This is a genomic window from Nostoc sp. CALU 546, assembly GCF_048836525.1.
Genome location: NZ_JAWJTF010000009.1, coordinates 78,988 through 94,472 on the forward strand (window position 1 = coordinate 78,988; position 15,485 = coordinate 94,472).

General features: G+C 42.3%; 11 protein-coding genes. 3 read left to right on the forward strand and 8 right to left on the reverse strand.

The genetic code is table 11. The annotated features are described in order from the left end of the window. Positions 1-251: 251 nt before the first annotated feature. Genes mnmG through RRG12_RS06960 form a run of 3 tightly spaced genes read left to right on the forward strand, consistent with a single transcriptional unit; the run spans position 252 to position 3,750 of the window. Complete coding sequence (mnmG, locus tag RRG12_RS06950; RefSeq protein WP_420758830.1) at positions 252-2,174, forward strand: tRNA uridine-5-carboxymethylaminomethyl(34) synthesis enzyme MnmG; 1,923 nt, start codon at positions 252-254, stop codon at positions 2,172-2,174. A gap of 47 nt (positions 2,175-2,221) precedes the next feature. Then, a complete protein-coding gene (locus RRG12_RS06955; RefSeq protein ID WP_141699765.1) occupies positions 2,222-2,410 on the forward strand; it encodes a hypothetical protein in 189 nt (62 codons plus the stop codon). Next, positions 2,404-3,750, forward strand: a complete 1,347-nt coding sequence (locus RRG12_RS06960; RefSeq protein WP_420758790.1) for a hypothetical protein — start codon at positions 2,404-2,406, stop codon at positions 3,748-3,750. The genes RRG12_RS06955 and RRG12_RS06960 overlap by 7 nt, the downstream gene beginning before the upstream one ends. Before the next feature lie 49 nt (positions 3,751-3,799). On the opposite strand, the gene RRG12_RS06965 is transcribed toward RRG12_RS06960, so the two are convergent. The 8 genes from RRG12_RS06965 to RRG12_RS07000 all read right to left on the reverse strand — a co-directional run bounded on the left by RRG12_RS06965 (position 3,800) and on the right by RRG12_RS07000 (position 15,298). Further along, complete coding sequence (locus tag RRG12_RS06965) at positions 3,800-5,368, reverse strand: glucosaminidase domain-containing protein (protein WP_420758791.1); 1,569 nt, start codon at positions 5,366-5,368, stop codon at positions 3,800-3,802. A gap of 442 nt (positions 5,369-5,810) precedes the next feature. Continuing rightward, positions 5,811-6,575, reverse strand: coding sequence for an N-acetylmuramoyl-L-alanine amidase (locus RRG12_RS06970; protein WP_420758792.1), 765 nt, complete (start codon positions 6,573-6,575; stop codon positions 5,811-5,813). A 573-nt stretch (positions 6,576-7,148) separates the two neighbouring features. After that, the gene (locus RRG12_RS06975) at positions 7,149-7,769 is read right to left on the reverse strand and encodes a hypothetical protein (protein WP_420758793.1); all 621 of its coding nucleotides are present in this window, start codon (positions 7,767-7,769) and stop codon (positions 7,149-7,151) included. Positions 7,770-7,796: 27 nt separating this feature from the next. Continuing rightward, the gene (gene miaB / locus RRG12_RS06980; protein ID WP_420758794.1) at positions 7,797-9,161 is read right to left on the reverse strand and encodes a tRNA (N6-isopentenyl adenosine(37)-C2)-methylthiotransferase MiaB; all 1,365 of its coding nucleotides are present in this window, start codon (positions 9,159-9,161) and stop codon (positions 7,797-7,799) included. A gap of 125 nt (positions 9,162-9,286) precedes the next feature. Continuing rightward, complete coding sequence (locus RRG12_RS06985; RefSeq protein ID WP_420758795.1) at positions 9,287-9,856, reverse strand: retropepsin-like aspartic protease family protein; 570 nt, start codon at positions 9,854-9,856, stop codon at positions 9,287-9,289. Positions 9,857-10,641: 785 nt separating this feature from the next. Then, positions 10,642-11,415, reverse strand: coding sequence for a nucleoside phosphorylase (locus tag RRG12_RS06990; protein WP_420758796.1), 774 nt, complete (start codon positions 11,413-11,415; stop codon positions 10,642-10,644). A 180-nt stretch (positions 11,416-11,595) separates the two neighbouring features. Next, positions 11,596-13,518: a hypothetical protein gene (locus tag RRG12_RS06995; RefSeq protein WP_420758797.1), complete on the reverse strand. Its 1,923-nt coding sequence runs from the start codon at positions 13,516-13,518 to the stop codon at positions 11,596-11,598. 568 nt (positions 13,519-14,086) lie between these two features. Continuing rightward, the gene (locus tag RRG12_RS07000; RefSeq protein WP_420758009.1) at positions 14,087-15,298 is read right to left on the reverse strand and encodes an endonuclease; all 1,212 of its coding nucleotides are present in this window, start codon (positions 15,296-15,298) and stop codon (positions 14,087-14,089) included. Positions 15,299-15,485 lie beyond the last annotated feature (187 nt).

The window sequence follows — 15,485 nt, forward strand, 5'->3', positions numbered from 1 at the left end:
CATACTAATAATCAATTATTTTCTTTTGATTGCTAACCATGTGAACAATAGCTTTAAGCAGCAACCCGGAAAATTGCCATAAAATTTAAAAAATATAATCTTTTTTACTTAATACTCAAGTTTAAAAATAGAAACTTGTCTTTGAGTGAGTACTAGTAAATTTGATAACTTTTTTATTAGAAAGATACATCCATGAAATCACTGGAACAGTTAAAATTGAAAAGAACTCTAAGCTTGCCGATCCTGTAAGTATGACCATGCACAATTCCGTTGAATTTCAAGACGCTTTTGATGTCATAGTCGTCGGTGCAGGTCACTCCGGTTGCGAAGCGGCTCTCGCCTCTGCACGCCTCGGTTGTCGTACCCTGCTATTGACGCTCAACTTGGATAAAATTGCTTGGCAACCTTGTAATCCAGCAGTGGGTGGCCCGGCCAAATCTCAGTTGACTCATGAGGTAGATGCACTTGGCGGAGAAATTGGTAAAGTAGCAGACCGCACCTACCTGCAAAAACGTATCCTCAACTCTTCACGAGGGCCTGCTGTTTGGGCATTACGCGCCCAGACGGACAAGCGCGAATATGCAGCGGTGATGAAAAATATTGTTGAGAACCAAGAAAACTTGACAATCCGCGAAAGTATGGCAACAGACTTGGTGCTGGGCGCTAATGGTGAAGTCATCGGCGTTGAAACTTATTTTGGTGTAGGGTTCCAATGTAAAGCAGTTATCTTGACAACTGGCACCTTCCTAGGAGGCAAAATTTGGGTTGGGAACAAATCAATGCCAGCCGGACGGGCTGGAGAATTTGCGGCTGAAGGATTGACACAAACCCTAAATCGCCTCGGATTTGAAACCGGAAGACTCAAAACTGGAACCCCAGCACGGGTAGACAAGCGATCGGTGGATTATAGTAAAATGCTCATCCAGCCAGGGGATGAAGATGTGCGCTGGTTCAGTTTTGACCCAGAGGCGTGGGTAGAACGGGAACAAATGCCTTGCTACATCACCCGCACAACCGCCGAAACCCATCGCCTAATTCAGGATAATTTACACCTGTCGCCAGTTTATGGCGGTTGGGTGGAAGCTAAAGGGCCGCGCTATTGTCCCAGTATTGAAGATAAAATTGTCCGCTTTGCTGATAAGGAAAGCCATCAAATCTTTATTGAACCAGAAGGACGGGATATACCCGAACTTTATATCCAAGGGTTTTCCACAGGATTACCAGAAAATTTGCAACTACAAATGTTGCGGACTCTCCCCGGTTTGGAAAAATGTGTGATGCTGCGTCCGGCGTATGCTGTGGAATATGACTATTTACCAGCAACTCAGTGTTACCCCACACTGATGACTAAGAAGATTGCTGGACTGTTTTGTGCTGGGCAGATTAACGGCACCACAGGTTACGAAGAAGCCGCAGCCCAAGGGCTGGTAGCAGGAATTAACGCAGCTCGGTTTGTTCGCTCTCAAGAGATGATTGTCTTTGCCCGCGAGCAAAGTTACATTGGGACGCTACTTGATGACCTGTGTACCAAAGACCTACGGGAACCTTACCGGATGCTTACCAGTAGGTCTGAGTATCGCTTAATATTGCGTTCTGACAATGCCGACCAACGTTTGACACCCTTGGGAAGGGAAATTGGTTTAATTGACGATCGCCGTTGGGATATATTTACTCAAAAACAGGGTAATATCACCACAGAAAAACAAAGATTGCAAACTATACGAGTTAAAGAACATGATGAAATTGGAATAGCGATCGCATCTAATACCCAACAATTAATTAAAGGTTCCATTACCCTCAATGACTTGCTGCGCCGTCCGGGATTCCATTACGTTGACCTCGACAGGTTCGGATTGGGAAACCCCAACCTCAACCGCGCCGAGAAAGAAGGTGCAGAAATTGACATCAAGTATTCTGGTTATCTCGCTAGGCAACAAAATCAAATTGACCAAATTGCCCGCCAAGCGCACCGCCAGTTACCTGCGGATTTGGATTACACAACAATTGATACTCTTTCTAAAGAGGCACGGGAAAAACTGACTCACGTAAAACCACTCACTCTTGGTCAAGCTGCACGTATAGGTGGTGTAAACCCAGCGGATATTAATGCCTTATTATTATATCTAGAATTGCGTAGAAGCAAGAGCCAGTCAGAGTTTCCAGCTTTAGCCTAACACCAAGCTCATAAAGACTGAGTATAGTAGTAAGCGGGGGGATTGGTATGATAGATGACATAAACATTAGTACTGCCATCATCAAGAATCCCCAGATGAAAGTTGACTTTAATACCAACACTCGATCAACTCGTCTCAATAGGACGAGAATTGGATGTTTCATTAATAATCATAATTTCCAGGCAGTAGGGGCGGCGTTTCCCCGTCCTAGCAACAACCCAGAACGTCTATGTTAAAAGAAGCCAGCACCCGTCTCATAGTACCGGAACCATCAGAAGACTTAATCGCCAACGAGCCTTGGTCGATAGAAAACTATGCTGATGGCTTAATGGATGAACTCTTTGCCGATATCGACTACATTCTGGATGTTAGTGATAATCTGCCCTCTCAAACTGTTAGGCACACTAAGCAGAATAAATCGAGCCAGTCTTTTGCTAGGGTTTCTTCCCAATCGTCTACAGAATACGTGCCTCAGCAAACAGTTACGATACCGCAGATTATAGCCAACACACTGAACCAGCCAACACAGTCAGTTGCTCAAGATAATCATAAGCACTTGAGTACTGTTGTGTTTGACAGCGGCACTATTAAATCAGTTAGTAGAAAGCGTCAGAAAACTAGTCCTGCTTTGGGCAAACTGCTGATTGTCGGAACAACTTTAGGCGTGGCGATCGCTAGTATGATCTACCTGGTACAGTCTGGAGTCGTATATCTTTTAAACAGCAAATTGCCTGAGTCCGCGCTTTTAGTGCAGCAACCGCAATCGCAGTTGCCCGTCAAAACAGAAATTGAGGCAGAGTTAGTTGACTACATGCTGGGAGCGCTGGCAGTTATAGATAAGCAAGAAGCCAAAAGCAATCAAAAATCTGTCAGTCCGGGATTCTCCACTCAGGCAAATACTAACCAAATAGCCCTTGGTAACGGGCAAGCATCTGGTAATCTACCAGCAATTCCACTTCTAGCTAACAATACACCACCAGCCCCTAACCGTTCTGGAAACGTTGTTGAGCGCATCTACGTTCCCGTTTATCAAGCGCCGTCGCCAATGCGCTACGCCCTACCAGCGATTCCTGGGACTCCTAAACTTTTACCACAAGTTGCCAGTGCGTTACAGGCTTCTCAGCCTAATGTGGTGAAAAATGCCCTGAATACAGTGCGACAAGCTAGCAAGCCTGTAAGCGTTAATATGTTAGCTGCTGCTGTACGAGCCGAACTTAAACCTGTGGCTGGGAAAACTGCACCCATTACTGTGCGGCAAACACCCAAGCCTTTGCCTGCATTACCAGTAGTTCCATTGCGTGCAGCCCTCGCCCCAGAGTCAGAACCAACTATTACCCAGGAACAAGTATATCCGCCAACTGCGATCGCACAGGCTCCCACTAATACCTTAGAAGGATTGCTAGAGTTGGGCAATAAATCCGCCGCTTTGTTTAAAATCGATGGCGTGACTCGCCGCATCAATATGGGTGAAAGTATCGGCTCAAGTGGTTGGACATTAGTAGATGTTAGTAATGGCGAAGCTGTCATCCGGCGTAATGGAGAAGTGCGATCAATTTATGCAGGGCAGAAATTGTAAAAGTTCTTCTGTCAGCAACTCTTCCACGCACCAAACACCGGACTCTCTATTAGCTTCTGACTGGTGGGTTAATTTCAAAGTGAATATGATGATCGTGACCAATCATCTGGGTACAAAGCCCCTCTTGAATTAGCTTTTTATCGTTGAAGAAAACTGCCCCCGCCTTTACCAACTTTTGCTTACGAATAGACTTGAGAATAGCTCGCGTAGCATCTTGATCATATTCAGAACTCGACCAAAAAATGCCACCAAAAGCCCCATTATTTTTGGGTAAGTAAACATCGCACATCATGCCAGTTTCATGCCCTTGATGGTCGGGAGTATCGCCTCCATGAGGCAGACTAACATCGTTAATTGCAAAGAAAGCAGCTTTGGGATGAGTATTGCGATAACTATTTTGATAGTCTTGGGCAATTTCTTTGACCACATCAGCTAACCAGTGTGTTCCAAAATCGTGGTTATCTTGGGTGTCTTCCAGTTCACCGTTTACGAAACCATTACTAGGGTCGCTTTTTGGCATCAACTCCCACCGTGGTGCGTTAGCTGCTTGCAACCATCGATGAGTTATGCCACCAACATCAACTCGGCCATCACCTTTAAGAGTACTGCGACCAGCAATAATTGATTGAAATAATTTGATCGCGTCAAATAGTCCTCTGTCTCTGTCTGCACTGTTAGGATCACCTACCCATTTATAGCCTAGCTCATACAATCGCGCTTTAATAGCCTTAACATCATCATCTTTATTGACTCCGCCAATTCCTACACTACCACCGAGTTTAATTACCTTCGCTCCTGGTAAACTGGATGCTGTAGGTTGTTGAGTGTTCTCATCGTCCTTGTGATCGAAAGGAACGATAGCTTTAATTTTAATCTCTAGAGTTTGATCCTCAACAGCAATTATCATGGTGCGATCGCCTTCTTGTTTAAAGACTAAATCAAATTGCCATTTGCCATCCTGACTAATTACTACACTTGGAGCTGGAAATCTGTTATCGATCATCACCGATAAAATTTTGCCCCTGTCAGCTAAACGAGCTATACCTTCAACCCGGAAACTTTGTCCTACTTCCACTTCTTGAGGGGCACGAATTAGCTGTAGTTTTTCTACCGGGGCAATAACAACCACACCTGCATTAGCCAATAAATTCTGCGCCTCTGGAAGCAGATTTACAACTTTATTAACATAGTTAGGATCAGATGAATAGCCTTTACCCTTGAGAAAACCAAGGAAATTTTCTGGTGTATTGGTGTAATCTTCTAAACCTTTATAGGGAGTGCGGGTTAAAAACTTCCAATAACCAACAATAAAGGCATCAATATCTTGAAACTTACAAAATTCCACTTCTTCTAGCTCAGAAGGAACTTTGATTTTTAACGGTTCGGCAAAACCTTTCATGTCAGGATCTCGCCATTTTAATCCGGCAAAATTGTTAGCGTTGACAGCAAGATCACTTTGACCTCTAGAAGACTCTAGTAACCATTGAGCCAGAGTAACTTCTTTGAGAATTTGCCGATTGATATCGGTAACTTTGGCACTTTCAATCCCAACTTGTGTAAATACTGTTGCTAAATCTTTAATAAAATAGGTTTTGATTAAATCATCTAGTAATGACATAGCTTTGTTCCCTTAAAAAGTATTTGTAAATCCCCGACTTCTCTAAGATGTCAGGGATATATTCTAGGTGTCAATAAATGATTTATGAGGATATTTGAAAAGTCCTCTGGTCGGTAGCAAAACGTTTTAGATCCCCATAAATTCCCCTTAAAAAGGGGTACTTTGATTACGGCTACACACTTTTTAAGGGTGGTCATGGGGAATCTAAAAGTGCCTAAATTCACAGTGAAACACTTTTTAAACAACCTCTAAACTCGACTTTATCCAAAATTAAGAACTCAATTTTCTTTATCCGGCAAAACCCTGTTTTTTTGGCAAATACTTTTTCCACGTCACAGATTATCGGTGAAATATAAAAAGTAAAACTATTGCCCCACAAAGGTTTCAGTATCAGCTTGAGCGTTGTCAAAAAATGGAAAAAGTCGAGCTTAGATGTAATTAGTTAATCTTTTTCTATAACTTTACTATATCCGGCAAAAACAAAATGTTCATCTCTGTTTCCTTTACTTTTATCAGGCCACTTAACCCAATAATGGTTTTCCTCAAAACGGACATCTAAAACTGGGTAACTACCTGGCTCAATATCAAATACAGAATCTTTTGGCAGTTCTGATGCTTGTTCTGTAGAAGGTTTTAAAACAGTTTTTGTTGTGATTTCCAAAACGTATTTTTTATCAGATTTGAGTTCATCATCATCTGAGTCACCAATTAATCCATCTTTAATTGCCTCTGCCATTTTTTCAGCATCAAAGCGATCCATATCTACTTTGGCATCACAAAAGCAACATTCAATTAAAATAGCTGGCATTTGTGTATTCTTCAGAACAAAAAAACCTGCATTTTTAACTTTTCTATCATTAAATCCAAGCTTAAGAATCTCTTTTAAAACTGATTGAGCAATACCTTTTGATGTATTGCTAGTGGCGAAAATTTCTGCACCATTGACTTTAGTGTTGAATTTATTAAAGTGAATTGATACAAAGACGTTAACGTTATTATTATTTGCTTTATTGACTCGCTTTCTAAGAGAATCATTTACACTACTAGCGCTTGTAGGAGTGCAATCAACAACGGTATGACCTGCTGCTTTGAGTTTTTGAATCAGTAATGTCCCAACTGCTTTAGTTAAAGCATCTTCTTGTTTGATACCTGTTGCTCCTGTATCGTGAGGAGGGCAATTATGTCCGATGTCAATACCAAATTTCATCTGGTTGATTTCCTTTTTTGAGCTTGAGATGTATAAATGATTTCACTACACTGTATTAACCCAGATGCGATCGCACTGTCAGCCCCTACCTATCTTACTGGTATACAATAACGAAGTTGAAAGCTGGAAACTTACCATAATCGTTAAGGGATAAACGCAAATATACTGCTTAGACAGTCAGGGCTGTGAGTGATAACACGTGAGTACAGGACTTACGCAAAACAATAGCCGAAAAGCAGGGTATTACCCCAAAGCGCGTATAGTTTTGCGTAAGTCCTACAGTATGGACTGTAAAGAAGTCTAAATATATAAACAAGTTTGACCAGATAGATTCCTGATGAGAGGAGAGAAATCTTTCCTTGATTAATAAAAGATAATATTTGGTTGAAGAAGAATTCAGGAGTCAGAATTCAGAAGTCAGAATGGGCTAAACGCCCCGCTACCGCTAACAGGAGTCAGAATGAAGACGCTCGAATACTCGCTAACGCTGCGCTATCCACTAGTCGCACAAAATTCATGTCTGTTTTCTGGCTCCTGACTCCTGAATTCTGTTTCGGTAAAAAATGCGATCGCTTAATAAATGCTTCGCCAAGCTTTCACCGTTTCTTTGCCAATTTCGCTGTCAACAGTTTGACCTCCTTCCAAGACTAGTCTGATGTCTAAGTTCTCATCTGGAGCATTTTTTAAAGCAGTGGCTAATTCTTGACTGACAGCAAACGTGCCGGTTGACCCGTCTAATTGAAAAACTTTTTCCCTGACCTTGAGCAAAAGTTTATCGACTTTTTTGGTAGTGGCAAACCCAAGAAAGTCAGTTCTGGGATATACATGACCTGCGGTGTAAAAATAAGAACTGGCTTGACCAGAATTTACTGTTATCAATACTCGAATGCTCGAAGGAGTCCACAAACTAATAACTTGCTTTGAACCTCCACGGTATAAATTACCACCTAAATAGTTTCGGTCGAAAACCCCAAGAAACTCTCCTTCAAAAGGGTCAACGATTTTCACGGGTTTCGACCAAGGCACATTCATATCGGGGGACAGTCCTGCTGATTTGACTACTGGCAAATCGTTTGATGCTTGGGCAAGGTTAGCTACTTCTTGAACAGTGAAAGCAGTACAAAGTTCAGGGGAAAGTACAGCCAAGCTAGCCCCAAAAAGAAGAACTGAAATCCTTTGCGGTAACTTCATCATAAGTCAGGAGTAATCCTCAACTAGTTCTTACTGCAAAACCGTTTGCCTCACTTCAATCGGTTCACCCGTCAAGCTAAAAGGGCGAACTTCGGTAATTTTTACCTTTACCAACTGCCCTTTGAGTTCTTGGATATTGCCATTAAAAAAGGTCAAACGATTACCGCCAGTGCGTCCCATCACCTGAGTTTGATCTTTAGGATTTTGGTCTTCTACTAAAACTTCTTCAATGCGTCCAAAGTAACGTTGCGATCGCTCTGCTACTTTCAAGTTTCCCAGATGATTGAGCCTTTGCAGGCGATCGCTTTTAATTTCTTCACTCAGTTGATTATCCCACAACGCGGCTGGTGTCCCTGGACGCGGCGAATATGCTGCTGTATTCAACATATCAAAGCCAATATCTTCTACCAGTTTCAGGGTATTTTCAAACTGTGCTTCTGTTTCCCCAGGAAAACCAACAATTACATCGGCACTAATGGAGGCATCTGGCATATATCGGCGAATGGTATCGATAATCCGACGATATTTTTCATGAGTATAACCCCGCGACATTGCCTTTAACAGTTCATTATCCCCAGATTGAAAGGGAATGTGGAAGTGTTCGCACACCTTGGGCAACTCGGCACAAGCTTGAATTAATCTCTCAGTAAAATAACGGGGGTGGCTAGTAGCAAATCTTAGCCTTTCGATCCCCGGCACATCATGGACGTAATACAGCAAATCTGTAAAGTTGTTCAGATGCCGACCTTCTGGTGTGACTCCAGGTAAATCTCTGCCGTAAGCATCAATATTTTGACCGAGTAGAGTAATTTCTTTGTAACCTTGCCGTCCTAATTCTTCCATTTCAGCCCGGATAGCTGACGGCGTGCGAGATTGTTCGACACCGCGCACATTGGGAACTACGCAATAGGTGCAGCGTTCGTTACAGCCATAAATCACATTCACCCAAGCTGTCACTGTACTATCCCGTCGCGGCTGGGTGATATCTTCAATAATGTGAACTGCTTCGGTTGCGACAACTTGGTTGCCCTCAAATACCGACTCCAACAAATCTTTCAGACGGTTGGCGTGTTGTGGCCCCATTACCAAGTCTAATTCTGGTACTCGCCGTAACAGTGCTTCTCCTTCTTGCTGGGCAACGCAACCAGCAACAATAAGGGTTAAATCAGGCTGCTCATGTTTGCGCTTCGCTTGTCTGCCGAGGTAGGAATATACTTTTTGTTCAGCATTATCCCGAATGGTACAGGTATTGTAGAGAATCACATCTGCATTATTCGGATCTTGGCACCACTCAAAGCCCATGTCTTCCAAAACGCCAGCCATGCGCTCTGAGTCAGCTTTATTCATCTGACAACCGAAAGTAGTAATGTGGTATTGGCGTTTAGAAGTGGTCATGGGCAATTCTGCTGAATCAGCGTAATGTATTTAAGGTTTATTTCTTTTATTCTATAACGCTCTTAACCTGCTTCAGGAGTGCTGACTGCTGAATAAAAACCTCAATAAGTTGCTACCTGCAAGGATTAGCGGTAATGAAATTCGACCTCTTTCTCCAGAATCTTGATATCATATTTCCCAAAGAAATCGTGGCCTAGTAAGCCGATGCTTCCTTTTGGTGCGATCGCAACCTGAAGATTATTGGCTGTCACTCCACCGACTGCTATAGATTTTACCTTACTGGTTGGAAATTCTACTTCGCTACCATCGGCAATTTGGGCTTGCATTGAACCTGTAGCCTGTAGTTCAAGTGTATTCGCCATACCTTGAGTGATAATGGTTCCACTAGCACCTGTATCTACAATCATTTCAAAGGTTTTTTTGTCGTTGAAGGTGACATCAATTACAGGAGTTCCACCAAAGCGGCGTTTGATTGAGACTCGAAAAACTTTGTTATCTGAAGGTGCGGCTATATTACTACTATTGCCACAAAGCCTTCCCAATCCAACGGTTTTGCCAGAGGAGTTTATCATGTAACATGCTCCTGGATCGTCAGCCGTTGCCCGATGAGAGAATGCTAAAAATATCAGCGCCGGCATGAGTGCAATCGCAGCCAGGTTAACGGTCGTATTCCAACGCTTCCAAGCATTATTCATATTATATTATCCTACAATTTTTGTGATATTTTTTAATAGCTAAACTCATCGTAAGTAAGTGGGCGTAAATAATTAAAGGTTTGTAGTGGGTACTTTAGTCCTCTCTTAAGGGCTAAAGCCCTTACTACGAGCTAATTAAATTGAATCTTACATTACTTAATATAGTTTTATTTATTCTTGTCCACTTACTTAATTGCTGCAAAATATGGTATTAAAATCTCAAGTACTTAATCTATAACAGCAACTTTTATTAATTGAAACTAAACAATAATTTTAACTTTTATTGTTTTTGATTACTATAATTTTCTATGATATTCACGCTACTTTTGCGCTTTGCTTAACCCAACCTACAATTTAAAGCCTCTCTCCTTTTAGGAGAGAGGTTTGGAGAGAGGTCAAAATGCATTGCATACAAACGATAACTGCCATAAAACAGCTTTTTATATATGTGTTTCATCAGATAAAATTGCATCTCTACTCAATACATTCTACCTATAATTACTGATTATAAATTAAAGATTAGGTAAAGACATGATAAAACTACTTAGAGCATATTAAATCTGGCATAATAAAGCAGGAGTCAGAATTCAGAATTCAGAATTCAGAATACTCTACCCATAAACTCCAGGTTTTAAGGCAAGAATATTTTAATTTTTTCGCGCCACTTGCGGGCAAGGTTTTAAACCAATATTCATTACCCAGTTGGACTCCAATTCAATTCTGAATTCTGACTCCTGAGTTCTGAATTCTTCTTATAAAAAGTCATATCAGAGCAATTTGTTAGCTTACTCAAGGTTTGCTGCTGCATTTACAGCAGTTGCGATCGCATTTTTCACAGCAATATCTCTTTGTTCCAAAATGATATTTTCACCATCTGTACGCGAAGCAACTACACCGCAAATAGCTGCTGCTGCAAAATTATACACTCCTGCCATTTTGAACAGTGTGCCGGATTCCATCTCGTAATTCAAGATATTCAAGCGCCGATATTCTTCTGTGATGCCATGCAGCGATCGCATTAAATATGGATTTGCTGAATCAGTGCGTTCTTGTCCTTCGTAAAAAGTATCAACTGATGCCGTAATTCCGATGTAATGTTCAATCTCTAATTCTCGTGCGGCTTTAACTAAAGCGACTGTCAAAAAAGGATCGGCTGCGGCTGGATACTCCACAGGTGCAATGTCATAAGCTGCACCTTGACGACACAATGCTGCACTGCTAATAACAACGCTACCAACTGGTATATAAGCTTGAATGGAACCGCAAGTGCCAATGCGAATAATTTGCCGGATTCCCACTTGTACCAACTCATTGACCACAATACTTAATGAAGGCGCACCCATACCACTAGTAGCTGATAAGATGGTGCGACCATTCGGTAAGTATCCCACATAGCTATTGAGTCCGCGATTTTCTGACAACACGCGTACATCTTGTAAATAAGTTTGGGTAATTAGACGCGATCGCTCTGGATCGCCAGATAATAGAGCAATGCTGGGAGGCGATGAACCTAAATCATCTTGCCCAAAACCAATGTGATAAAAACGTTTATTTGCCATTACGCTGCGCTATCTGTTTCCTACTGTGACCAAAGCGAACTTGGGTTTAAGACCCCCACCAAATTGAAAATTTGGGGCTACTTATTCAGGTGGGGTTTCAATTCCCAACTGAGGTCAAACCTCCTGCCTCCTGCCTCCTGCCTCCTGCCTCCTCCTGCCTCCTGCCTCCTTCAACGTCTCTTACCACTCCCATCGACCGATGTCAGGTGCCGAACCGGAGTAAGCAAGTCCTACATAAGTTCCTCTATCCACCACAAGACTGCGTGACGAAGCCGCCTTGTAGTAAGAGTTCCAACGGTCGCCCGTGCTTGTAAATCTTGGATCACCCTGGATGTTTGTCGCATTAACCGCGAATTGGATCTGCCAACTCGGCTTTGCTGAGTTCGTATTTCTGCGGAGATTATTAGTGAAAGCAATGTTCTTACCTCCTTGCACATCGTCTCCTTGAGAGTTCAAGAACACATTATTTTTGATCGATATCCTGTCTGCGGAGTCGAGTTGTAGACTATTCCCTAAGTTATCGAACACATTGTTGTGAATATTGATGTTGGAAGCTGAATCGGGAATGAAGATGGCAGCACTTTTCCCGAAACTAAATTGAACTTTACGAGCAACATTGGCGAAAATATTATTGTGGATGTTGATGTCGTAATTTTCTATACTTCCGCCCCATGCTTTCCCTCCCCAGATCGCAATACCGAAGCCCTTATCCTGAAAGTAGGAGTTGGATATCTCGACTCCGCTCAAGGCAACTTCGATTGACTCCTTAACACTCTGTCCGTCAATATCTTTTATTCGGACATTTCGCATCTTGAGATTACTTGGGTGTTTAGCTGTCGGCTGGTATTCATTGATTACTGAATGATTGACCATCGATAACCACGTATTACAGGTAATGTTGTAGATTTCGTTTCCATAACTCAAATTCCAAAGTTCAATGGAAGCATCCTCGCTCCACTGGGAATCAACTTCTGGAACCTGGATGTCACAATCGTGAATCTTCACGTTACGTAGATGACCTACATGCATGAACTTTATGCCGTATCCTTTATTTTCTCGGATAGTAATGTTGTAGATGTTGGCACCATCTAGCCCTCCAAGTCTCAGGTTCCCGGTAGATCCTCCCGATACCCAATCCGCTGCGGAGTTGATAAATGTGCAATCATGTATCGTTGTGTTTTTCATCCACTTTCCCTCTGGAAGCGGCACGAACCACCACATATCGCCACGAGTAAAAACTGCACCACTGTGCTGGAAATCTTTGAATGTGACATTATGCACAGTCACGTTGTTACGATTTTCTACCCAGATGCCGGCTTTAATGGTTTTGCCGTTCCCGTCTATGGTGAAGCCGCCTAACGTCTGATTACCATCTGTTGCCCCAATCATCTCCGAAGGAGATCCGTACCGAGGGCTTGAGCCGGAGTAGCTAGGCGAGACAAGCTGAATAATACTTCCATGATGCAAAAGACTCCAGTTGCTACTACCTGTGTTTACTCCTGGAGCAGGAATTGCACCGTTGCTAGTGATAGTCACCCTTGATTCACCTGCTCCCTCGATATTCACTCCCGGCGGAAGTACCATCGCTTCCGTCTCCCTATAAACACCTGGGTTCAAATAAATCGTGTAGTTTTTATTCGGTTGAACTCGTTTTGCTGCATATGCCAACGTCCTCAATGGCTTTCCTAGCGATCCATCGCCTTTAGTGTCGCTTCCCGTGGGAGACACATAGACGTATAAGCTCGTGGTAGGTTGGGTAGCCGCGACTTTAAGATTAGTCCTTTGACCATCCTTCTCCCTAAACAAATAGAAAAGGTTGAAATTACTACTATTAGGAGGAATCTTAAAAATCAGGTCTTTATCATTTGTGCCTCCCCCGTAACTCGTACCGTAAAGGTTACTATCGCTGCTTTCTACAGATATTGCCTCTGAAGTCGAACCATCGGACTTATTACTGCTATTAAACGAGTGAATAACGGTAGGTGTAATGTTATCGATCGCAGGAGTTTTTTGCGTAGTTACTAACTGGGTTGTGACTACAGCTACGAAAACTATAGTAGTTAAAGCTGCATAGGAAAGAAGGGAGCGTAGAGTCTTTATCATTACTCAAAGGAGGGAAAGACGATGGACGCAAGGGAACAGATAAATGAGGAAAGAATGACAAGAAAAAGAATAGAAGGATTTCTACTGTAAGAAGTACTGCCGCGTGGAATTCTTCCTCGTCTTTGGAAGGAGGAAGTAAAGCTAATTGGAAATTTTTATCCAGTACCTATGGATAGATAAACTGTAAAAAACCTACCATTCTATCTTTCACCTGAGTATTAAGATTTATTCGCCTAAATTTAACGTGAATTCGGGTTAAGAAGGTTAATTTAACGTTAATTAGCGAAAACAACGCAATTAAATTTGCAGATATCAAAATAAATCAACAGTAAAATCAGGGTTATCAACTGTTTGTCAGGCCCACGAAAAACCTAACCCCCTTCCCGATGCGGGAAGGGGGAAAATTCAAAGTATTTCTCCTTTTAGGCTACGGTGTACACACATCTTGGTAATGAAGCGCAAACCCTGGATTTACCCCCCTTAATCCCCCCTTGGAAAGGGGGGAAATACCCGGTTCTCCCCCAAGGCATCGGGGGAGTTAGAGCTTTCAAGGGTAGGTATTTAAAAATCAGGCAGTAGAGAGGGTGATTTGAGAGACATGGAGTTGTGGAGTCAAGGAAGGCCAAGGTTCAGGGAAAAAGCTACCTTGAGGTAGGGGAAGACGATTAAGAACGGCAGCCTTAATCACTAAAAATCCACGACGGAAACATGAGAGACAACGATGGAAGACACTATTTTTCAAATTGCGTCGTGCAACGTGGGTTTGTGGTAATTCGTCTAAACTACTAATAGGCAAATTGGCATCAATAGCACCTCCAACACTAACCTGCCATAAAGTAGCGATTGCGATCGCTAACCAATGTCTCTCGGCTCGTTTGGTATCTGTCATTTTAGTTTGATGCCAAGCAAAACCACCTCTTTTACCGTCTTTAAATAGACATTCAATCCAAGAGCGCATCGAATACCAACAAGCATCCGCAACTTCGGGTTGTAAATCGGTGAGAATTAACCAAGGTTCGGCATAGCCCTCGTCATGACGGGCTAACAATGTACATTCAATCGGGTTACTTTTGAAACAAGTTACCAATGACTCAAATGACTGACCAACTTCTCGAACAAGAGTATTTAGAGGTAGCCAAGAAACAGTACCTTTAATTTGAAACTGCCCCTGAAGGTTAATCCGCATAAAAGGATGCCAACCACAGTTCAAGATTTGTTGATACAACCACTCAGCATAAAGCCCTCTATCTGTGGTGACAATTACAAACCAATCTGGTGGTACAGTTTTGTCTATATGGCGAAATAATTCTTCCCAGTGAGGTTTCCAACTTCCAGGAATGGTAGCTTCAACTATTTTCCAGGCAATTGGAATTCCACAGCCACGGTAAACAATGCTAATTGCTAATACAGTAAAGCGATCGCTTAAAGTTGAAGCATCTGCTGCCAATGCTAGACGTTTTTCACCTTTAGGCCAAAGACTTAGAATCCAAGATAGTAGTGGACTAAAACAAGATGTCACATCCAATGAAGTTCGACCAGTTTTTGTTTTATCTTCTGCGTCTCGATACCATTCCCGCAGTTGCTGACGTATAGTATTCTCCTTTTTACCCAGTAGTTCTGCTAAAAATACTGAAACCGTTGTCAGTCCACTTGATTGGGTCATTACTATCCCAAAAGTCCACATTGCCAGTACAACAGCTTGAGGTTTTGTGAGATTTGGCATTTTTTCAATTACTTTTCTAGTCCATTCTCTTAATTCCTCGCTTTTTCCTACTTGCATTCACCCTCCTGCACCCGTAGTAATTCTGCTGATAAAAGCTAGATAGTATTTTACCTGCAAAAATACGCCTTTATTAAATACCTACCCTTGAAAGGGGAGTTAGAGGGGGTGAGATGGATTTGTGTGTACACCGTAGCCTTTTAGGAGAGAGGTTTTCCAGATAGCGTGAAAAGCCAGAACGGTTTTT